Annotated in this window: 14 protein-coding genes; 5 read left to right on the top strand and 9 right to left on the bottom strand. The window is 72.7% G+C overall.

Annotated features, from left to right (window positions below):
* Positions 1-2: 2 nt before the first annotated feature.
* Both kynU and kynB read right to left on the bottom strand, forming a co-directional pair.
* Positions 3-1,382 carry a kynureninase gene (gene kynU / locus DFQ15_RS07880; RefSeq protein WP_110465451.1) on the bottom strand — a complete coding sequence of 460 codons (1,380 nt, stop codon included), beginning with the start codon at positions 1,380-1,382 and terminating at the stop codon, positions 3-5.
* Between the two features lie 89 nt (positions 1,383-1,471).
* On the bottom strand, positions 1,472-2,110 hold the full coding sequence (kynB, locus tag DFQ15_RS07875; protein ID WP_110465450.1) for an arylformamidase: 639 nt from the start codon (positions 2,108-2,110) through the stop codon (positions 1,472-1,474).
* Between the two features lie 152 nt (positions 2,111-2,262).
* Between kynB and DFQ15_RS07870 the strand changes: the two genes are divergently transcribed.
* Entirely contained in the window at positions 2,263-3,918 is a 1,656-nt protein-coding gene (locus DFQ15_RS07870) for an MFS transporter (protein ID WP_374941013.1), read from the top strand.
* Between the two features lie 173 nt (positions 3,919-4,091).
* Here DFQ15_RS07870 and DFQ15_RS07865 read toward each other — a convergent pair whose 3' ends face one another.
* The 3 genes from DFQ15_RS07865 to mltA form a co-directional block, all read right to left on the bottom strand.
* Positions 4,092-6,332 carry a PhoX family protein gene (locus DFQ15_RS07865; protein ID WP_233504345.1) on the bottom strand — a complete coding sequence of 747 codons (2,241 nt, stop codon included), beginning with the start codon at positions 6,330-6,332 and terminating at the stop codon, positions 4,092-4,094.
* 170 nt (positions 6,333-6,502) lie between these two features.
* Positions 6,503-6,838 (bottom strand): hypothetical protein, encoded by a 336-nt coding sequence (locus tag DFQ15_RS07860; RefSeq protein ID WP_146228675.1) that lies wholly within the window; start codon positions 6,836-6,838, stop codon positions 6,503-6,505.
* A 43-nt stretch (positions 6,839-6,881) separates the two neighbouring features.
* Positions 6,882-8,114 carry a murein transglycosylase A gene (gene mltA, locus DFQ15_RS07855; RefSeq protein WP_110465447.1) on the bottom strand — a complete coding sequence of 411 codons (1,233 nt, stop codon included), beginning with the start codon at positions 8,112-8,114 and terminating at the stop codon, positions 6,882-6,884.
* Between mltA and DFQ15_RS17535 the strand changes: the two genes are divergently transcribed.
* Positions 8,047-8,187: a hypothetical protein gene (locus tag DFQ15_RS17535; RefSeq protein WP_199399837.1), complete on the top strand. Its 141-nt coding sequence runs from the start codon at positions 8,047-8,049 to the stop codon at positions 8,185-8,187. The genes mltA and DFQ15_RS17535 overlap by 68 nt on opposite strands.
* Positions 8,188-8,316: 129 nt before the next feature.
* The gene (locus tag DFQ15_RS07850) at positions 8,317-8,967 is read left to right on the top strand and encodes an OmpA family protein (protein ID WP_110465446.1); all 651 of its coding nucleotides are present in this window, start codon (positions 8,317-8,319) and stop codon (positions 8,965-8,967) included.
* A 91-nt stretch (positions 8,968-9,058) separates the two neighbouring features.
* Here DFQ15_RS07850 and DFQ15_RS07845 read toward each other — a convergent pair whose 3' ends face one another.
* From DFQ15_RS07845 to DFQ15_RS07830, 4 genes are read right to left on the bottom strand one after another with little or no spacing between them, the layout of a single operon-like run.
* Positions 9,059-9,703 carry a response regulator transcription factor gene (locus tag DFQ15_RS07845; RefSeq protein ID WP_110465445.1) on the bottom strand — a complete coding sequence of 215 codons (645 nt, stop codon included), beginning with the start codon at positions 9,701-9,703 and terminating at the stop codon, positions 9,059-9,061.
* Between the two features lie 15 nt (positions 9,704-9,718).
* Positions 9,719-11,881 (bottom strand): sensor histidine kinase, encoded by a 2,163-nt coding sequence (locus DFQ15_RS07840; protein ID WP_374941012.1) that lies wholly within the window; start codon positions 11,879-11,881, stop codon positions 9,719-9,721.
* Positions 11,878-12,693, bottom strand: a complete 816-nt coding sequence (locus tag DFQ15_RS07835; RefSeq protein ID WP_110465444.1) for a carbon-nitrogen hydrolase family protein — start codon at positions 12,691-12,693, stop codon at positions 11,878-11,880. The genes DFQ15_RS07840 and DFQ15_RS07835 overlap by 4 nt, the downstream gene beginning before the upstream one ends.
* Before the next feature lie 48 nt (positions 12,694-12,741).
* Positions 12,742-17,055 (bottom strand): YhdP family protein, encoded by a 4,314-nt coding sequence (locus DFQ15_RS07830; RefSeq protein ID WP_456156794.1) that lies wholly within the window; start codon positions 17,053-17,055, stop codon positions 12,742-12,744.
* 55 nt (positions 17,056-17,110) lie between these two features.
* On the opposite strand from DFQ15_RS07830, the gene glnE reads away from it, so the two are divergent.
* Both glnE and DFQ15_RS18120 read left to right on the top strand, forming a co-directional pair.
* Positions 17,111-20,008 carry a bifunctional [glutamate--ammonia ligase]-adenylyl-L-tyrosine phosphorylase/[glutamate--ammonia-ligase] adenylyltransferase gene (gene glnE, locus DFQ15_RS07825; RefSeq protein WP_110465442.1) on the top strand — a complete coding sequence of 966 codons (2,898 nt, stop codon included), beginning with the start codon at positions 17,111-17,113 and terminating at the stop codon, positions 20,006-20,008.
* Positions 20,005-21,378, top strand: coding sequence for a septal ring lytic transglycosylase RlpA family protein (locus tag DFQ15_RS18120; protein ID WP_110465441.1), 1,374 nt, complete (start codon positions 20,005-20,007; stop codon positions 21,376-21,378). Before glnE ends, DFQ15_RS18120 begins: the two co-directional genes overlap by 4 nt.
* The last annotated feature ends 5 nt before the right edge of the window (positions 21,379-21,383 follow it).

The following is a 21,383-nucleotide window of genomic DNA, read 5'->3' as shown; positions in this document are numbered from 1 at the left end:
GGTCAGGTAACCGCGTTGGTTTGGTTGAACTCGGGGCGGCGCCACTCGCCGCTTTCCAGCACCTGGCGCAGGTGCTCGACCGCGTTCCATACGTCCTCGAAGCCGATGTAGAGCGGCGTGAAGCCGAATCGCAGGATGTCCAGGTGCGGCCCGGTGCCGCCGTCGCCCTGGCGGAAGTCGCCGATCACCTTGCGGGCGATCAGGGCCTGGACGATGGCGTAGGCGACCGAGCCGCCGCCGCCGGGCCGCCCCAAGGCGGCAGCGGCCCCCTCGGGGGGCAGCGACCCGCGCAGCGGCGGAGCGTGGGGGCTGGAATCGAGGGTCAGGCAGACCTGCGATCCGCGCTGTTCATGTGCCCGCGGGGTGGCCAGGCCCAGACCGTGCCCGTCGCAGCGCTCCTCCACCAGGCGGATGAACAGGTCGGTCAGCGCCAGCGACTTGGCGCGCAGCGCGGGCATGCCGCCCAGGGGCACGGCGGCGTCGAACACGTCCAGGCCGCACTGCAGGGCCGACAGGCTGATGATGGGCTGGGTGCCGCACAGGTACCGGCCGATGCCGGCGGCGGGTTGGTAGTCGGGCGTGAAGCGGAACGGCGCGGCGTGGCCCCACCAGCCAGAGAGCGGCTGCCAGAAGCGGTCGGCATGGCGGGGGTTGACCCAGACGAAGGCCGGCGCGCCGGGGCCGCCGTTGAGGTACTTGTAGCCGCAGCCGATCGCGAAATCGGCGCCTGCGCCCCGCAAGTCCACCGGCACCGCGCCGGCGCTGTGGGCCAGGTCCCAGACGGTGAGGATGCCGGCGGCGTGGGCAGCGGCGGTGATGGCCGCCATGTCGTGCATCGCGCCGGTGCGGTAGTTGACGTGGGTGAGCATCAGCACCGCCACGTCGGCGGTCAGCGCGGCGGCGATGTCTTCGGGCTCGACCAGCACCAGCTCCAGCCCGCGCTCCCTGCAAAGGCCTTCGGCGATGTAGAGGTCGGTGGGGAAGTTGCTGCGCTCGCTGACGATGCGCAGTCGGGCGGGCGATGCCTCGCGGGCGATGTTCAGGGCTGCGCTCAGCACTTTGTAGAGGTTGACCGAGGTGCTGTCGGTGCAGACCACCTCCCCTTTGCCCGCGCCGATCCACGGCGCCAGCTGGTCGCCCAGGCGCTGCGGCAGGTCGACCCAGCGCGCGGTGTTCCACGAGCGGATCAGGTCCTGGCCCCATTCGCGGGCGACCACGTCGGCCACCCGGGCCGCCGCCGCGGCGGGCAGCACGCCGAGCGAGTTGCCGTCGAGGTATACGGTATCGGCCGGCAGGGTGAAATGGCCGCGCAGACTGCGCAGCGGGTCGTGCGCATCCAGGGCGCGGCAGTCCTGCAGCGTGGGGGTGCTGGTCGCTGTCATCGTGTCTTATTTGCTATGTTTTCGATAGCCAGTAGCCGGCGCCATTCGCCGGCTACAGGCCTTTTTCTTCTCAATATGGGCGGTGGGGCTCACACCAGCGACCGCAGCACCGCCCGCACCGGCGAGGCATCGGCCGCCACCAGCCGCAGGGGCAGCGCGATCAGCTCGTAGTCGCCCTCGGGCACGTCGTCGAGCACCAGGTTCTCCAGCACCCGCAGGCCGCGGCGGCGGATCGCCTGGTGGCTGTCGAGAGTCTTGCTCGTGGCCGGGTCGATGCTGGCGGTGTCGATGCCGACCAGCAGCACGCCCCGGTCGGCCAGCCGCTCGATCGTCTCGGGGGCGTAGCCGGTCAGGGCGTCGTCCCAGGCGGTGGGGGCGCGGGCATAGGTGCGCACCAGCAGCCGAGGCGGCAGGTCTGGCAGGGCGTGGGCGATGTGCGCCGGCCGCACCAGCGGGCCGCAGCCGATGGCATGGACGACGCGGCAGGTGCCCAGGAAGGGCGCCAGGTCCAGCGCGCCGACGGCGGCGCCCTGCGGGTCGTAGTGCAGCGGCGCGTCGGCATGGGCGCCGGTATGCGGCGACAGGGTGAGCGCCGCCACGTTGACCGGGCAGCCCGGCCCGTAGGTGGCCGACCAGGTCTGCGCATAGGGCGTGTCGCCCGGAAACACCGGGCTGTCGGGGCCCAACGGAGGGGAAATATCCCAGAGGCGGCGGGTGGGGCTGTGCATGGAAATCGACGCTATCACCGGCTTTAGGGTCGTGGTGTCGGTTAATTCCAACGAGGGCCACCGCGTCGCCAGGTTTTGCCGGGGGCGCGGCGGATGCGCCTCGCAACCATCCGCCCGCGGCCACGGCGCAGAATTGGCCGCCTATGTCCGCGATGCCGCCCCCTCCCTCTTCGTCCGCCCCGCACAACAACCTCCTCACCGACGACCCCGCCAATCCCGACACCGCCCGGGCCGCGCCGCCGCGCTCCTGGGCGGCGCTGGAGCCGCTGACGGCACCCACCTTCCGCCTGCTGTGGATCACCTGGGTGGCGGCCAACACCTGCATGTGGATGAACGACGTGGCGGCGGCGTGGATGATGACCTCTCTGACCACCTCGCCGGTGATGGTGGCGCTGGTGCAGTCGGCCTCGACCCTGCCGGTGTTCCTGCTGGGCCTGCCCAGCGGCGCGCTGGCCGACATCCTGGACCGGCGGCGGTATTTCATCTTCACCCAGCTCTGGGTGGCGGTGGTGGCGATGCTGCTGTGCGTGGCGATCCTGTCGGACTGGATCGACGCGCCGATGCTGCTGGCCCTCACCTTCCTGAACGGCATCGGCCTGGCGATGCGCTGGCCGGTGTTCTCGGCCATCGTGCCCGAGCTGGTCACCCGCAGCCAGTTGCCGGCGGCGATGGGGCTCAACGGCATCGCGATGAACGCCTCGCGGATCATCGGCCCGCTGGTGGCCGGCGCGGTGATCGCCAGCGCGGGCAGCCACTGGGTCTTCGTACTGAACGCGATCCTGTCGGTGGCGTCGGCCATCGTCATCACCCGCTGGAAGCGCACCGTGGCGCCCAACCCGCTGGGCCGTGAGCGGCTCGCCAGCGCGATGCGGGTCGGCATGCAGTTCGTGCGGCAGTCGCCCCGGATGCGGGCGGTGCTGGTGCGGGTGGCGGTGTTCTTTCTGCACTCGACCGCGCTGCTGGCGCTGCTGCCGCTGATCGCCCGGGCGCTGCCCGGCGGCGACGCCGGCACCTTCACCCTCCTGCTGGCCTCTATGGGCGCGGGCGCCATCGTCGGCGCGCTGCTGCTGCCGCAGTTGCGGCACCGGCTGCGGCGCGACATGCTGGTGCGGCTGGGCACCTGCGTCACCTCGGCCGCCACGATCGCGGTGGCCTTCGCGCCCACCATCTGGATCGCGACGCCGGCGATGGCGCTGGCAGGCCTGGCCTGGCTCTGCACCGCCAACTCGCTCGCCACCTCGGCCCAGCTGGCGCTGCCCGACTGGGTCCGCGCCCGCGGCATGTCGATGTACCAGATGTCGATCATGGGCGCGACGGCGCTGGGCGCCGCCTTCTGGGGCCAGACGGCCAGCCTGGTCGGTCTGCACGCCGGCCTCACGGCGGCCGGCATCTCGGGCGTGGTGGTCATGCTGGCGGTGCAGTACTTCCTGGCCGACCACAGCCGCGAGGAAGACCTGACCCCGTCGCAGGCCTTCACCGCGCCGGTGGCCGCCACCCCGCCCGAACACGGTCGGGTGCAGGTGAGCATCGAGTTCCGGATCGACCCGGCCCGCGCCGCCGACTTCCGCCTGCTGATGCAGGAAAGCCGCCGCAGCCGGCTGCGCCAGGGCGCGCTGGAGTGGCACCTGCTGCACGACGTGCACGACCCGGCCTGCTACGTTGAGCAGATCACCGACGAATCCTGGACCGAGCACCTGCGCCGCTTCACCCGCGTCACCGCCTGGGACGTCGCCCTGCGCGACCGCAAACTCGCCTTCCACCTGGGCGACGGGCCGCCGGTGGTGCATCGGCGGATCATCGACCGGTGACGGGGCTTCGCGGGGTGCGGGCGGCGGCACCGCGCGAAAAATTTCAGGTGTTTTAGGGCTGCAGCCGTTTTTCCGCGACGACCTATAGCTATAGAAAAAGTAGCAAGAGAGACCGCGAGAGGCCCTTTCCTTTTTGGGGTGGCGCCCCGCGCACGGGGCGGCTCCTCCGACCGTCAGACGCCGATGCGGCCGCCGTCGTTCCTGGTGATCACCACCGTGGCCGAGCGGGGACGGCTGGCGCCGCCGTCGGGCCAATGGCTGCCGAACGAGGCGGGGTCGGTGTAGCCCGGCCGGGTCTCTTCGCCCGGGTGCTGGATGTTGATGAAGAGCGCGCGTCCGTCGCCCGATTCGGCGATGCCGGTGATCTCGCACTCCTTCGGGCCGACCAGGAAGCGGCGCAGCGTGGTGCCGGGGGCGGCGCCGACGAGGGTCTGCTGCTCGCGGGTCGTGGTGCCGCTGGTGTTGACCACGGTGCGGGCACCGCCGTCGCCCACCTGGCCGGGCACCGCCGCCAGCAGCATGCAGTTGGTGACGTCGGTGTAGGCACCGTCGTCGGTCTCGAGCCACAGCAGGCCGGGGACCGCCTGGCTGAACCACATGCCGTCGGGGCTGGAGAAGTCGTTGTCGGCGGTGAGGTTCGACAGGTTGACGTTGCTGCTGGCGGTGGAGCGGGCACCGAAGAGGTACACGTCCCAGCGGAAGCTGGTGGCGGCCGGGTTGCGGGCGGTGTCGGCCAGGCGGATCACGTGGCCGTTGGGGTTGCCGGTCTGCGCGGTGGCGGCCGGGCCCTTCGGGTCGTTGTAGAAGCGCGGGTTGGCCGCGTCGGTGGCGGTGATCGGGCGGGATGCGGCGTTGGTGTTGGTCAATGTCAGGTACATGTCGCCGTTGCGCGGGTTGACGGCCGTCCACTCGGGGCGGTCCATCTTCGTTGCGCCGGCCACGTCGGCGGCCAGGCGTGCGTTGATCAGCACGTCGGCGGCGTCGGCGAAGGCGTAGGTGCCGTTGGCGCCGGTGATGCCGTTGGCGCCCAGCTTCAGCTCCAGCCAGGTGCCGCTGCCGTCGGCGTTGAAGCGCGCCACGTAGAGGCGGCCGTCGTCCATGTACTTGTCGCCGGCGGCCAGGCCGCCGTTGGTGTCGGCCGCGTCCCAGTTGCGGGTCGAGACGAACTTGTAGAGGTACTCGTTGCGCGAGTCGTCGCCCATGTACCAGACCAGCGGCTGGCCGACGACGACCGGGCCCAGGCAGGCGCCTTCGTGGCCCAGGCGGCCGAGGGCGGTGCGCTTGCGCGGGATGGAATCGGGGGTGAACGGGTCGATCTCGACCACCCAGCCGTAGGTGTTGGCGACGTTGCGGAAGTCGGCCGCGGCGCTGGCGCCGGAGACTTCTGCGACCCAGCGGCCGTAGAGGCGGTCGGTGGTGTCGGGCGTGACGGTGGCCCACAGTTCGCGGCCGGTGCCGGCGACGCCGTAGCGGGCGAAGGCGGTGCGTTCCTTGGCGGTGCGCTTCGGATCGTCGGTGGCGGCGATGCGGCGGAAGTAGCCGGCCCAGTTCTCTTCGCAGGTCAGGTAGGTGCCCCACGGCGTGGTGCCGTTGGCGCAATTGTTGACCGTGCCGCGGGTGCGGCGGCCGTCGGTCGCGTACTGGGTCATCAGCGCGGCGTTGCCGGCGGCCGGCCCCGACAGGACCATCGGCGTGAGGGTGTGGACCCGGCGGTTGAAGCGTGAGCTGCGGTCGTACGCCCAGGCGCCGGTGGCGGCCTGCGCCACCTCGACGACGCTCACGCCGTGCAGATAGAACTCGCGCAGCACTTCCTCGGCGACCGTGCGGGCCTGCGCGTTGCCGGTGCCGACGCTGGTCGGGCCGCGCGGATGCAGGTAGGTCGGCGTGATCGCCTCGTGGTTCATCACCAGCAAGCCGCGGTGGGCGCCCTTGCCGTCGCGCGTGCCGGCGGCGTTCATACCGAAGAAGGTCATGCCGTCGTGATGGTCGCCGGCGCGGCGGTCGTAGGTGGCGGCGGCGTCGGTGCCGTCGTTGCGGAAGGCGGGCACGTCGGTGGTCAGCGGATCGCCCAGGCGGTACAGCACGCCGGCGGTGTAGCCGGCGGGCACCACCACCACGTCGGCCAGGCTCTTGGCGACGGCGTTGAAGCCGAGCGTGGGCAGCGGCGAGCCGATGGTGTCGGCACCGCCGGCGGTGCCGACGCTGCCGCCATCGCCGTCTCCGCTGCCACCACCGCAGCCGGCCAGCGCCACGCTGCCGAGCAGGGCCGAGCCCGCGGTGCCCACGCCGATGCGCAGCAAACAGCGGCGCGAGAGCCGCGCCGGGATCATGCTGTCCAGCGCAGGGTTGGTCGTGTTGTTGTAGCCGATGTCATCCGGGTCGATGGCGGGCGCGGACATGTGCTTCGCGTGCATGGGCAGGAACCTTTTCGTGGGGTCGTGGGAAGCAGCGGCCGTGCCGCTGCGCAGACCCTGTGACCCTAGGCTACCCCGATGAAACCTTCATGGCATTGCGACGAAAGAGCCGTGACACAAGCCGACCGGCCCCGGGGCGCGCATCCGGCCCCGGCCTTGGTGGCAAATGGCTAGAAGAGGCCGCCTTCGCGCACGCAGCGCGCCCGGCCGCCGGGTATCTGGCCTTCGATCTGCGCCTCGCGCCCGTCGGTGCCGAAGCCGGTCTGCACCCGCACCTGCGGGTTGCTGAACACCGCCTGCTCGGGCCCGATGCCGCCCGCGTCGCGCAGCAGCAGTTCGGCGCCCCGGTAGCCCTGCAGCGTGGCGCTTTGGGCGGCATGCACGCTCAGACGCATGCCGTTGTCGCAGCGGTAGCGCGCGTCGCGCGCCAGCGGGCCGGTGGTGCAGCCCGCCAGCAGCGCGGCCATGCCCAGCGTGGGCCACAGGATCGTCGGTCGTGCAAGCATGTTCTTCTCCGTGTCGTCGTCGTGTCGGTTCGTCCCCGGGCGCTCAGCGAGGCCAGAGCACCCAGAGCCGCAGGCCCTGCTTCAGCCGGCCGGCCACCTCGCCGGCATCGGCGCCCCAGCCCGCGAAATAGTCGGCCCGCACCGCGCCGACGATCGCGCTGCCGGTGTCCTGCGCCATCACCAGCTTCTGCAGCGCCGCCGACGGGCCGTACGACGCCAGCCAGACCGGCGTGCCGTACGGGATGCTGGTGCGGTCCACCGCGATCGAGCGGCCGGGCGTCAGCTCCACACCCTGCGCGCCGCGCGGGCCGAAGCTGGCATCCAGCCCTTCGAGCGGCTCCTCGCGGAAGAACACGTAGCGCGGATTGGTCCACATCAGCTCGCCGGTTCGCTGCGGGTTCTGGGCGATCCAGGCGCGGATGCCGGGCCAGGTGGCGTCGCGCGTCTGGCCCTGCTGCAGCAGCCAGGCGCCGATGCTGCGGTAGGGCTGGTCGTTGGTGCCGGCGTAGGCCAGGCGCACGGTGCGCACGCTGCCGTCGGGCTCCGACACCCGCAGCCGGCCCGACCCCTGGATGTGCAACACCATCGCCTCGACCGGGTCGGCGATCCAGGCGATCTCGCGGCCGGCCAGCGCGGCGCGGGCCTCGGGCAGGGTATCGATCTGCTGGCGGGTGTACCACGGCTTGCGCATCGCGGCCGGCATCTTGTAGAGCGGTACCGTGTACTGCGCGGTGGGCAGCCGGCTCGCGGGGATCACCGGCTCGTAGTAGGAGGTGAGCAGGCCCTCGGGATTGCCGTCGGCCGATTCCACCCGGTAGGGCTGCAGGTTCTGCACCATCCAGGCCCGCTGCTCCTCGGGCGACGCGATCGAGAGGCGCCGGATGTCGCCGCAGAGCGATGCGAATACCGGGCCGGGCCGCTCGCAGCTCTTGATCCAGGCGTTCCAGGCCTCGAACAGGTTGTCCTGCCGGAAGCCCGGCAGTTCGTCCCACGGCGCGGGCACCCAGCGGCTGCGCTGGGCGGGCAAGGTGCCGGACGGCCCGGGAACGGGCGGCGCGGCGGCGACCGGCGGGCGCGACGGCACCGAGGGCGTGGGCGCCGGCGGCGGCGGCGTGGGGGCGGAAGGCTCCGGCGGTGGGCGGGTGGCGCACGCGGCGAGCATTCCTACAATCGCCAGCGTCGTCGCAACCCGCAGGAGTCTTTTGGTCATGGGCCTGATTTTGCTCGAAGCCTTGCTCGCGCTGGTAGTGCTGGTGGCGATCGTCTGGTGGACGATGTTCTCGGGCCGCGAGGGCGGCGAGCCGCCCGCACCGCGGGAGCCGCGTGGGCCGAAGGAGCCGCCGGCCTGAACCGGCCGCGGGCCCGATTACATGGCGATACTCGCCTGGTCGACCGCGATCGAAAATGAGCACCCTCAAAAATGGCACGCGCCCCGGTGCGGCCGCCCATCCCGTTCCGTCCATCCCCAGGAGTACTCCATGAAGAAAATCATCCTCGGCGCCACCGCCGCCGTCATGCTGGTCGCCGGCTGTGCAGACATGAACATGAGCGACACCCAGCGCCGCACCGCCATCGGCGCGGGTGCCGGCGCATTGGGCGGTGCCGCCATCGGCGCGGTCGCCGGCGGCCGTGCCGGCACCGGTGCGGTGATCGGCGCGGGCGTGGGCGCCCTCGGCACCTACATCTGGTCGCAGCGCATGGAGCGCCAGAAGCAGGAAATGGAAGCCGCCACCCGCGGCACCGGCATCGGCGTGACGCAGACGGCCGACAACCAGTTGAAGCTCGACATCCCGAGCGACATCTCCTTCGACACCGGCCGCGCCAACGTGAAGTCCAACTTCGCGCCGATCCTCGACCAGTTCGCCTCCGGCCTGCAGAACAACCCGGGCGCCACGGTGCGCATCGTCGGCCACACCGACAGCACCGGCAGCGACGCGATCAACAACCCGCTGTCGGTCGACCGTGCCGCCAGCACCCGCGACTACCTGGTGATGCGCGGTGTCGATAGCCGCCGCTTCACGATCGAAGGCATGGGCTCGCGCCAGCCGATCGCCTCCAACGACAGCGGCGACGGGCGCGCCCGCAACCGCCGCGTCGAGATCTACGTGGGCGAGGCACCGCGGGGCTGATCCGGACCCTTGCGGCGCCGGGCTTCGTCGCCCGGCGCCCCATGAAGAAAGCCCCGCGCGGGTGGCTTTCTTCTTGGGCGGCAAGATCCGGTCAGGCCGTAGTGCGCAGCAGGTTCGCCAGTTCCACCGCCGACTTCACGTCCATCTTGTCGAACACCCGCGCCCGGTGCACCTCCACCGTGCGGACGCTGATGTCGAGCTGGTCGGCGATCAGCTTGTTGGGCAGGCCCTCGACCACCAGGCGCATCACGTCGCGCTCGCGCTCGGTCAGGTCGGTCATGCGGGCCTTGACGCCGCGGGCCGACCGGCGCCGGGCCAGCACCTCGGCCGAGCGGCGCAGCGCCTGCTCCACCCGGTCGACCAGGGCGTTGTCGGAGAACGGCTTCTCGCAGAAATCGAAGGCGCCGCGCTTGACCGCATCGACCGCGGTGGGCACGTCGCCGTGGCCGGTCAGGAACAGCACCGGCATCGCCAGGTGCAGGCCGCGCTCGACCAGGCTGTCGAACAGCGCCAGGCCGCTCATGCCGGGCATGCGCACGTCGAGCAGCATGCAGCAGGGCTGGTCGAACATGCGGCCGGCCGTCTCGCCGCCGCCGCGCAGCATCTGGTCGAAGGCCAGCGCGCCGTCGTAGGTCTCGCTGAGCAGCCGGCGCGAGCGCAGCAGCCAGGCCAGGCCGTCTCGCACGCCGGCATCGTCGTCCACGACGAAGACGAGAGCATCCATTCCGGGTTCCATCGCAGTGCGTGCCTGTCATTGCGGCCCGACGGCCGGCAAGGTGAAAGAAAAGATCGTACCGCCCGCGGGGTTCGGCGCGTAGTCGAGCACGCCGCCGTGCTGCTCCACCACCGTGCGGCACAGGCTCAGGCCCAGGCCCATGCCTTCTCGCTTGGTGGTGAAGAAGGGGGTGAAGAGCTGCGCCGCCACCTCGGGCGCGATGCCGGGGCCGCGGTCGGCCACGGTGAACAGCACCCAGCCGCCGCGCTGCCCGGCACCGGCACCGGCACCGGCACCGCCCGCGACGCGCCGGATCCCGAAATCGACCCGCAGCACGACGGCCCCGGCCGCGGCCCCGTCCATCGACTGCATCGCGTTGCGGGCGAGGTTGAGCAGCACCTGCTCGACCATCGTGCGGTCGCACAGCACCAGCGGCAGCCCAGGCTCCAGCACGGTGTGCATCTCCAGGTCCAGCTTGCGCGCCTGCAGGCTCGCCAGCGGCATGATCGATTCGAGCAAATCGCGCGGGTCGGTCGCCTCCCTGGCCTGGTCGCGTCGGCGCACGAAGTCGTGCACGCTGCGGATCACCCGGCCGGCGCGGTCGGCCTGCTCGGAGATGCGCCGCATCGCGACCGCGATGTCGGCGTCGTGCGGGCCGGTGGCGCCGGCGCTGCCCGGGTCCTGCTGCAGCAGGTTGAGCGAGCCGGTGGCATAGCTGGCGATGGCGGCCAGCGGCTGGTTCAGCTCGTGGCTCAGGAGCGAGGCCATCTCGCCGACGGTGGCGAGCCGCGCCGTCGCCTGCAGCCGCTCGTGGCTGGCGCGGGAAAGCTCCTCGATCCGGCGCTGCTCGCTCAGGTCCAGGAACGCGCCCATCCAGCCGGTGTGCAGCCCCTGCACATTGATCAGCGGCGCTTCGATGATCAGCACCGGAAACCGGGTGCCGTCCTGCCGCATGAAGACCGATTCGAAGCCGTGGCGCGGCGGCAGCTCGCCGGCGAAGCGGGTCGCCTGGCGGCGCAGATAGTGGTCGGCATGCTCGGGCGGCCAGTAGGGCGGCGCACCGGAGCGGCCCAGCAGCGCCTCGGGCGCGAAGCCGACCATCTTGCAGAAGGCCGGGTTGACGTAGGTGATGCGCCCCTCCAGGTCGCGGGCGCGCAGGCCGGTGACCAGCGAATCCTCCATCGCCTTGCGGAAGGCCAGCGCATCGGCCAGGTCGTGCTCGGCGCGCAGCCGCAGCCGGTTGTCCTTCGCCAGCATGACCAGCACCGTGACCAGCGCGATCGACATGAAGGTGACCAGCGCGGTGAGCACGTTGGGGAACACGCTCGGCGCGCCGGGCCAGTTGTCGATGCGCAGCACCAGCGCGCTGCCGGGCAGGTCCAGCAGCTGCTGGCCGCTGAACACCCGCGTGCCGCGCCGCAGCGCGCCGTGCATGGAGGCCAGGCGGGTGCCGTCGGGCTCGGTGAACGAGATGTCCTGGTGGCGGCTGATCTGGGTGCCGATCAGGTCGGACAAGATCTCCGGCAGGCCGTAGGTGACGACCAGGTAGCCCGTGGGCTGCATGCCTTCGGTGAGCGGCAGGCACAGGTGCACCACCTCCAGGCCCAGGCCCAGGCCCAGGCCGTCGATATGCGGCACGAAGTAGCTCGGCGAGTAGGCCGGGGCGCCCAGGCGCCGGGCCGAGGCGCAGGTCAGCTGCATGTCGGCCGGCATCTCGGTGGCGGGCGTGTCCAGCGCCAGGCCGCGGTAGGGCGTGTCGGAATGCACCCGCAGACGCATGGCGGTGCCGCGCCACTCGATCCGCACGAACTCGCGCTGGCGCAGCATCAGCTCGCCGGCCGCGGCGATCCAGGCGTCGTGCGTCGGGTTGGCCGACTGCAGCGCCTGCAGGCTCTGCAGGTTGCGGGCCAGCGCGGTGCGCACGTCGGCCACCGCGTCGCTCACGTCGCGCTCCACCCGGCTCTGCACCTGGCTCGCCTCGTAGCGGCCGGCCAGCCAGACCAGGATGCCGAGCATCACGACCACCAGCACCGCCAGCAGCAGCCACAGCGACCAGCGCCGCCAGGAGCCGGGCAGCCGCAGCAGCCACCGCGCCGCGGCGGGCAGCGCCTGCGCGCCGGCATCCGCCGGGGCCGGCGGCGGCACGCGCAGCGTGTCGGGGTCGGTGCCGACGGCGGCGGGTTGCGCCGTGCCGCTCACAGCCGGCGGTGGCCCAGGGCCGGCAACCGGGTGCGCGACTGGCGCAGCCGCGTGGCATCGAGTTGTGCCGGCACCACGCCGGCACCGGTGGCCTGCTGCGCGAGCACGCCGCCCCAGGCATCGACCAGCATGCTGTGCCCCCAGGTGCGGCGGCCGTTGGCATGCAGGCCGCCCTGCGCCGCGGCGCAGACGTACGCCAGATTCTCGACCGCGCGGGCGCGCAGCAGCAGTTCCCAGTGCGCCTCGCCGGTCACATGGGTGAAGGCGCTGGGCACCAGCAGCAGGTCGCAGCCCTCGGCCGCGTAGTGGCGGTACAGCTCGGGAAAGCGCAGGTCGTAGCAGACCGACAGGCCGATCCGCCAGCGGTGCCCGTCGCGCGACGGCAGCTCGAACGTCACCGGCGCGCCGCCGGGCACCAGGGTGCGCGCCTCGTCGAAGGCGGTCTGGCCGTCGTCGAAGCGAAAGAGATGCATCTTGTCGTAGCGGGCCGCGCAGTGGCCGTCGGGGCCGAACACCAGCAGCGTGTTGTGGGCATGCGCCGGATCGTCGGTGGCGATCGGCAGGGTACCGCCGGCGATCCACAGGTCCAGCTCGCGCGCGGCGGTCGCCAGGAAGTCCTGGATCGGGCCGCGGCCGAACGGCTCCTGCAGCGCGAGCTTGTCGGTGTCGCGCTGGCCCAGCAAGCAGAAATACTCGGGCAGCACCGCCAGCTCGGCGCCGATGCCGGCGGCCTCTTCGAGCAAAGTGCGCGCGGCGCGCAGGTTGGCGGCGAGATCGGTTCCCGACACCATCTGGAGGGCGGCGATGTGCATGGACTTCTCCTTCGGTACAGCGGACGGCTCAGAAGCTGTGAATGCTTCTCAGGGCATCTGCGGCTCGGCCGACGGCGCGCCGCGACCCAGGCGCTCGCGGCCGCTCAGCTTGGCGATCTTCGGGTCGGTCCAGCCGCCGGTGATGTGGAACTCCTGGGTGGCCGCCTCGATCAGCGGGCCGCGCAGGAAGACCTGCGCCAGGAAGGTGCCCAGGCCCACCGCCGGGTTGATCACCGCCGCCACCAGCGACGCGGTGCCGGCGTTGATCTCCGGCACCACCACCACCCGCAGGTTCTGGGTCTCGTGCGCCAGGTCGGCCTGGCCGTCCATCAGCACCGCGGCGTTGACGCCCTTCATCTGCAGGTTGTTGGTGCGGGCGATGCCGCTGGCGATCTTCACGTCGCCGCGCACGAAGTCGAAGGCGAAGCCCTCGCTGAACACGTCGCGGAAATCGAGCGCCAGCCGACGCGGTAAGGATTGCAGCGACAGCACGCTCAGCAGCTTGGCCAGCCCCGGATCGGCCTTCAGGAACTGGCCCGATTCCACCGCCAGGTTGAGCTGCCCCGCCATCGAGGGATAGTCGGGGCCGAAGGGCGAGCCGTCCCAGCCGACCGAACCCTGCAGCCGGCCCGCGCCGCGCCGAACCACGCCGGGCATGCCGAAGCGGCCGAGCAGCTGGCCGGCGTCGCGGATGTCGAGCCGGAACTGCATCGCGGTGCGACGCGCGCGGGCCGCGCCCTCGCCGGTGCGCCGCCAGTTGCCGGTGGCGGCGAAGGTGGCCTCGGGCAGGCTCAGGTTGAGCTTGTTGAGGTGCCAATCGTTGGCGCCGTCGTCGGCCGCGGCGCGGTGCAGCGCATCGACCTCCAGCCGGCCGAGCGCACGGCCCTTGAGTTCGAAATCGTCCACCACGATGTCGAGCGCCGGCAGCGCGGACGGGTCGGCGCCGGGCGTACCGTCCTCGAGCAACGATTCGACCTCGCTGGCCGAGCTCTGCGGCACCCGCAGCCGCGCCAGCCGCGCGAAGACGCGCGAGGGCACCGCATCGGCCGCCTGGCGGTACTCGACATAGCCGTTCAACTCGTCGGTCTCCACGTTGGCCCGCCAGACCGGGCCGCTGCGCGATCCGCCGGCCACCACGTTGTGCAGGGTGCGGCCCTGGAAGGTGATCGATTCGGCGCGCACCGCCAGCGTGTCGGGCAGGTAGCCTTCCGCGCCGGCCTGCGGCGTGTCGCCGGCCCGGTGGGGCGCGGCCATCCTGTCGTGGCGACTGGAGCCGGTGGCGCCGGACACGACCCGGTCCCAGGCATCGATGTCGAGCGCGCCCAGCCGCACGCTGGCGGCCACGCCCTGGTCGGCCACCGGCGCGTGGTCGCCCTCGTCCAGGCCGATGCCGATGCCGCCGCGCAGCACCACCGGCGTGGCGCCGGAGATGTCGCGCTCGTACTCCACCGCCGCGACGCGGCCCAGCTCCAGCAGCACCCGGTCGCGCGTCGCGGAGCCGCCGGCCGCGGCGCCCGCACCGGCGGCGGCCAGCACGGTGTTCTCGAAGCGCAGCGGCAGGCTGGCCGACGCGGCCTTGCCCACCGGTGCCGGCAGGTCCAGCGCAAGGCCCTGCAGGCTGCTGGCCACCGTCACCTCGGGCCGACCCTGGCGCAGGCCGATGCTGGCGCTGTAGTCGGTGGCGCCGTCGGCATGCTCGGCCAGGCGCGCGACCAGGCCCAGCTCCTTCGCGGCGCGCAGGCCCTCGGCGCTCACCGTGCCCTGGGCGCGCACCGCCAGCACCGCATCGGCCGGCAGCGCGGGGCCGGCGGTCCGTACCGCCGGGCGGGCGGCCGGGCCGATCGCCGGCAGCACCGCATGGGCCGCGGCGGCACCGGCGGTGCGCATGCTGCCGTCGATGCGGCTCTCGCCGCCCAGCATCCGCGCTTGGGCGTTGCTGATGGTGAAGCCGGTCTCGGTGAAGGCCACGGTGCCTTGGGCGCGGGTCATCGGCGGGGCCGCCGCGGCCAGCCGCAGGTCGTTGCCGTCCAGCACCAACCGGCCCTGGATGCGGGAATGCCGCAGATCGGCCAGCGGGAGTTGCAGGCCGAGCGCGAGCTGCGCCGGGCCGGTGGCGGTCGCCTCCTGCAGCGCACCGGCAGTGAGCGTGGCGACCGGCGAGCCGTTGACCGCCGCCAGCATCTCGGCCAGCGGGCCCTGCGCCTCGGCCTTCACCTCGACCACCGCGCGCGACAGGTCGGGAATGCGCGCCTCGGCCCGCGTCACCCGCAGCTCCGAGGTGCGGCCCGGCAGGCCGATGCGGCCGGTGCCGTTGCGGATCTCCATGCCGTTGCGCTCGAAGACCAGCTCGGCCGACAGCGGCGACAGCACCTGCCACGGGGTCTCGCCCGCCGGCTGGATCGCGGTGGGCACATAGGCGAAGCGCGCATCGTGGATCCTGGCAGCGATCCGGAAATCGCCCTGCTTCGGATCGGCGAACGGCATGTGGCGCAGGTCGCCCCGCACCTTGAACTGTACGCCGCTGGCGGAGCCGGCCTGCACAGCGTCGCGCACGTAGTGGCGCACCTCCTGCGGGATCACCTGCGGCAGGTAGCGGTGGACCCGGGTGCCGTCGGCGCGCTGCAGGCTGCCGGTGAGGTCGAGCACGCCGGGGAAGCGCGGATCGTGCGGCACGCCCGTGGTGCCGGCGGGTGCCGGCGTCGCGTCGGCGGTGTGCCAGCGGGCCTGCGCCTCGCCGGCCGCGTCGGCGTTGGAGAAGCGCAGCCGGGGCACCTCGACCGCGATGGCGCGGCCGTCGATCTTCCAGCGGGCCTCGGCGCGCAGCATCGCGATCGGCACGCGGGGCTCCTCGAAGACGCCGGGGAATTCGAGCACGCCGTCGTCGATAGCGAGCTGCACCGTGCCGCCGGTGTGGCTCAGGTCGAAATCCACCGCCGCGTTGCGCACGCCCGGCGTGCCGACCGGCGGAAGCGCATGGACAGGGGTGGGCGGCGTGCCGGCGGGCCGCACCGCATCGACCCGCGCCGCGACGGCCACCGCCTCGGCCACGGCCACGGCGGCCGCCTGGGCCGAGGCGGGCGCGGCCAGCGCCTCGACGCCCAGGCGGCTGGCGCGGCCGGTGGCCTGGTAGCTGCGCAGCGCGGCGCCTTCGCCTTCCCAGCGCGCCTGCAGCGTCTCGAGCAGGCCGGTGGGTGCATGGTCGGCCAGCAGGCGGTGCGTGTCGTCGCCCAGCGGAAGTCGGGCGGCCAGGGTGGCCAGCGCGCCCAGATCGATGCCGTCGGCCCGCAGCTCGCCGCGGGCGGGCTGGCTGTCGTGGGCGGCGGTGTAGCGCAGGTCGGCGCTGCCGCCCTTCCAGTGCAGCGTGTCACCCGCATCGAACTGCAGGCCCTGCACCGCGAGGTCGAAGTCCTGCGTACCGGCCATCCGGCGGTGGCCGGTGAAGCGGCCCTGCACCCGGGTCAGGGCCAGCGGCTGCAGGGGGGCCGCGGCCTGCAGGTCCAGCGTGGGCAGCGCCACGTCCACCATGCCGCCGGTGACGCGGGCGTGGTCCACGTCGGCCCAGACGCGCACCGCGCCACGGGCCTCCTGCAGCGCGATGCCGCCCACCGCGGCGGTGTCCACGTACTGTCCCAGGCGCGACAGGTCGATCCGGCCGAAGTCGCCGTAGAGCTGGCCCATCCAGTCCTGCCAGCGGCCGTTGCGGCCGGCCAGCAGCGGCTGGCGGAAGCGGCCCGCCACCTGGAAGCGCTCGCCCCACTCGGCAGGCGGCGTGGCGTCGATCCGCAGCGCATGGCGCCAGGGGCGGTTGCGCAGCAACAGGTCCACGTTCGACAGCGCGAGCGGCGGTGCGGCACGCTGCTCGTCGGTCCAGCGCAGCGTGCCGTTGCGCACGACCACCTCGGTCTGGGTGAAGAGCCAGTCGGCCGCGCTGCCGCCACCGTGCGGATGGATCCGCTCGACATCGAGACCGGCGACGAGGATCCGGCCGTCGGCGGTGCGCCGCACGTCGAGCTCGGGCGCATCGAGGTAGAGCTGCTCGAAGCCGCGGTTCCAGAGCGAGCGCGGCGAGAGTGCGGCCACCACCAGCGGCAGCCGCAGGGCGGTGCGGCCCTCTGCGTCGAGCAGCTGCACATCGCCCAGCGAGAAGGAGGGCACCAGCCCGCCCGAGCGGGCGGTGATGCTGCCGATGCGCACCGGCATCCCTACCGCCTTGCCAAGCTCTGCCTCGATGCGGGGACGGTAATCCGCGATTCGCGGCACAATCCAGCCGTGCAACGCCCCCCAGGCGACAAAGAAGCAAAGCCACGCGGCCCACAACGACCACAAGAGTCCACGCGTCCCGGCAGCCAGTGTTTTCAGCATGCGAGAGGGGGTCTCTTTCGGTTCGTTCATGTTGGGCTTGTATGGGGCAGGAATTATGACCCGCGGTATCGGCGAGGGTTCGCCGCAGGAACACGCTGTTGCAGGAGCGACGGACGTGCCGGCGGTACCCGCCACCACCGGCTGCGGCCGCACGGAAACCTTCGTCTTCACGCCCGGCGATCGGGCGTCGCACGCCCGCTTCGTGCAGCGGCTGCGGCGCCGTTATGCGGGCCAGCTGCATCTGCTGCCCGCGGGCGAGCCGACGCGGGCCCGCATGGCCGACGCGCTGGCCGCGATCCGCGCCGAAGGCCATGCCACCAACGCGGCCTTGCGCATCCTGCGGCAGCTGGTGATGGAGCGGCTGGCGCGGCTCGACTGCGACGAGAACGCGGCGCTCTGCGTCGTCACCCGCGCGGTGACCGAGCTGGCCGAGCTGGCGCTCGACGCCGCCTGCGCCGAGGCCTTCGCCGAACTCGATGCCCGCCACGGCGCGCCGCTGTGCGCCGACGGCAGCCGCTCGCAGCTGTGGGTGGTCGGCATGGGCAAGCTGGGCGGGCGCGAACTCAACGTCTCGAGCGACATCGACCTGGTCTACGTCTACGACGAGGACGGCGAGACCGCCGGCATCGCCGGCGCCGATGCGGGCGGCCGCATCACCAACCACGACTACTTCGCCCGCGCGGTCAAGGCGGTCTACGGCCTGATCGGCGACACCACCGAGCACGGCTTCGTGTTCCGGGTCGACCTGATGCTGCGGCCCAACGGCAACTCGGGCCCGGCGGCGGTGTCGCTGTCGGCGCTGGAGGAATACTTCCAGGCGCAGGGCCGCGAGTGGGAGCGCTTCGCCTGGCTCAAGAGCCGCGTGGTGGCGCCGCGCGGCTGCCTGGGCCCGTCGGTCGAGACCCTGCCGGTGCACGGCCTGCGCCAGGTGGTGCTGCCCTTCGTCTTTCGCCGCTATCTCGACTACAGCGTCTTCGACGCGCTGCGCAACCTGCACCGCCAGATCCGCGAGCAGGCCACCCGCCGCTGCGCCGGCAAGCCCGAGCGGGCCAACGATGTGAAGCTCTCGCGCGGCGGCATCCGCGAGATCGAGTTCACCGTGCAGCTGCTGCAGGTGGTGCGCGGCGGCCAGTTTCCCGAGCTGCGCAGCCGCGCCACCCTGGATGCGCTGCAGCGCCTGGCCCAGGCCGACCTGATGCCGGTGGAGACGGCCGACGCGATGGCCCGCGCCTACACCTTCCTGCGCCGGGTCGAACACCGCATCCAGTACCTGGACGACCAGCAGACCCATGTGCTGCCGACGCAGGACGCCGACCTGGAATGGATCGCCCGCAGCATGGGCTACCCGCATGCCTGCCCGTTCCTGCACGACCTGGACGCGCACCGCGAGTTCGTGGCCGAGGAGTTCGACACGCTGCTGGGCGGCGAGGCCGGCACGTGCGCCAAGGGCCATTGCAACCGCGGCAAGGCCGAGGCGCTGCCCGACATCGAGACGCTGGTCGCGAGCCTGCCGGAGCGGCTGCGCGAGCGGGTCGGCCAGTGGCGCAGCCACCCCCGGGTGCAGGCCCTGCGCGACGAGGACCGGGCCCGCCTGGTGCGGCTGCTGCAGCGCACCGCGCAGTGGGTGGCCGACGGCAGCGTGACCGAAGAGGCCGCGGTGCAGATGGCCGGCTGGATCGAGCCGCTGCTGCGCCGCCAGAGCTACCTGGCGCTGCTGCTGGAGCGGCCCGCGATCCACCTGCGGCTGCTGCAGCTGCTGGGCGCGGCCAGGTGGCCCGCCCGCTACCTGCTGCAGCACCCCGGCGTGATCGACGAGCTGGCGAGCGAGGCGCTGTTCTACGAGCGCTTCCAGCCCGCCGAATTCGAGCGCGAACTGGCGCAGCGGCTGGCCTCGGTCCGCACCACCGCCGAGGACGACGACGAGACATTGCTCAACCTGCTGCGCCGCGCCCACCATGCCGAGGTGTTCCGCACCCTGGCCCGCGACGTGGAGGGCCGCCTGACCGTCGAGCAGGTGGCCGACGACCTGAGCGCGCTGGCCGACACCGTGCTGCGCGTCACCGCCCGCTGGTGCTGGGAGCGACTGCGCAACCGCCACCGCGAGGCCGACGACGCGCTGGGCCGCTTCGCCGTCATCGGCTACGGCAAGCTGGGCGGCAAGGAGCTGGGCTACGGCAGCGACCTGGACATCGTGTTCGTCTTCGACGACGAGGACGAGCGCGCGCCCGAGGTGTACGCCAACTTCGTGCGCAAGCTGATCCACTGGCTGACCGTCAAGACCGGCGAGGGCGACCTCTACGAGATCGACACGGCCCTGCGGCCCAACGGCAGCTCGGGCCTGCTGGTGACCAGCTTCTCGGCCTTCGCCAAGTACCAGCAAAAGCGCGGCAGCAACACCGCCTGGACCTGGGAACACCAGGCGATGACGCGGGCGCGCTGTCTGCGCTTCGCACCGGTGGCGGGCGCCACCGGCCGGGTATCGGCATCCGACACCGATCCGCCGCCGGCCGACCTGCAGGCCCGCTTCGAAGAGGTGCGCGAGGCGGTCATCACCGCGCCGCGCGACGCCGCGGCGCTGCGCCAGGAGATCCACGCGATGCGCGACAAGGTGCGCGCCGCGCATCCGGTGAAGGCCGGCCGCTTCGACGTGAAGCACAGCGCCGGCGGCATGGTCGACGTGGAATTCGCGATGCAGTACCTGGTGCTGGCCGAATCGGCCGCACACCCCATCCTGCGCGAGAACCGCGGCAACATCACCCTGCTGCGCCGCGCGGAAGAAGCGGGCCTGCTGCCGCCGGACGTGGGCGAGCGTGCCGCCGATGCCTACCGCGCGCTGCGCCGGGTGCAGCACCAGGCACGGCTCGACGAGGCACCGACCCAGGTCGCCGCCGACGCGCTGGCCGAATCGCGCGACGCGGTGCTGCGGCTCTGGAAGACCGTCTTCTGCGCATGAGCCGTGCGGCCGTCCTTGCCCACCTGCGGCCGTGGCGCACGGCGCAACGCCCTGCCCCTTGGCCGGCCCTGCCCACCTGGGCAGTGGCCGGCGTGCTCGCCCTGCTGGCCGGCTGCGCCAGCAGCCCGCGCGGCGGCGGCGACGGCCCGCCGGCCCACCCGCCCGCCGGCCTGGAGCGGCTGCCCGACGCCGAGCCGCGCATCGAGCCGGTCCGCAGCGGCGGCCCCAACAAGCCCTACACCGTGGCGGGCCGCGCCTATGTGCCGCTGCAGGGCGACGAGCCGTTCAGCGAGAGCGGCCTGGCCTCCTGGTACGGCCGCCAGTTCCACGGCAAGCTCACCGCCAGCGGCGAGCGCTACGACATGTACGCGATGACCGCCGCGCACCCCACCCTGCCGGTGCCCAGCTATGTGCGGGTGCGCAACCCGGCCAACGGCCGCGAGGCCATCCTGCGGGTCAACGACCGCGGCCCCTTCCACCCGGGCCGGGTGATCGACCTGAGCTATACCGCCGCCCTGCACCTGGACCTGCTGCGTGGCGTGGCGCCGGTGGAGGTGACGCGGATCACCCAGACCGACATCCGCACCGGCGCCTGGCGGCGGAACGACACCGGCACCGCTTTCGCGGCGGCGCGGCCGGTGCCCGCGGGCAGCGGCGAAGGCGCGGGCGCGGCGCCGTCGGCAGTCGCGGCCGCAGTGGGGGTACCGCAGGCCCTGGTACAGCCGGTGGCGACGACCCGTGCCGACGCAGGACGCCCGGCGGCCGTGGCGCGAAGCGGACCGTCCATGCAGCCGGCAGCGACGGCCCCGTCGCTTGCGGGAGCGTCGCAACCGCCCGCGTCGATGTCCTCGGCGCAGGCCGATGCGTACGCCGGGACAGCACCGCCGCCCCCTTCGACGCCGCCCATCCCACCGCTGCCGCAAACGGCCACCGCGCCCCGCATCGACGTCGCCGACCTCCGCCCGCTCACCGCACTGCCGGTGACGAGCCTGCCAGGCGACGATCCGGCGACCGAGCCGCCGCGCACCGAGCCGGTCGCCCCGTCCACGCCGCCGCCGGTGCGCCCGCTCTCGCCCGATCCGACACCCGAGCCCGGCGGGACGGGGCCGAGGTCGGCAGACACGGCGGCTGCCGAAGCAGGCTTCTGGGTACAGCTGGGCGCCTTCGGCCGAAGGGACGGAGCCGTTGCGCTGCAGCGGCAGACTGCACCGCAGTTGCAGGCACTCGCGCCGTCGTTCGCCGTGGTCGTCGAGCGTGGGTTGCACCGGTTGCAGGCAGGGCCCTATGGATCGCGCAGCGCCGCGCAGACGGCTGCGCAGCGCATGGGCGCGGTACTGCGGTTGCGGCCGGTGGTCGTCGAGCGGCGCTGATCGCG

The sequence above is a fragment of the Xylophilus ampelinus genome (assembly GCF_003217575.1).
In the GTDB taxonomy this organism is placed as follows: domain Bacteria; phylum Pseudomonadota; class Gammaproteobacteria; order Burkholderiales; family Burkholderiaceae_C; genus Xylophilus; species Xylophilus ampelinus.
This window is presented reverse-complemented; position numbering and strand designations above follow the sequence as displayed.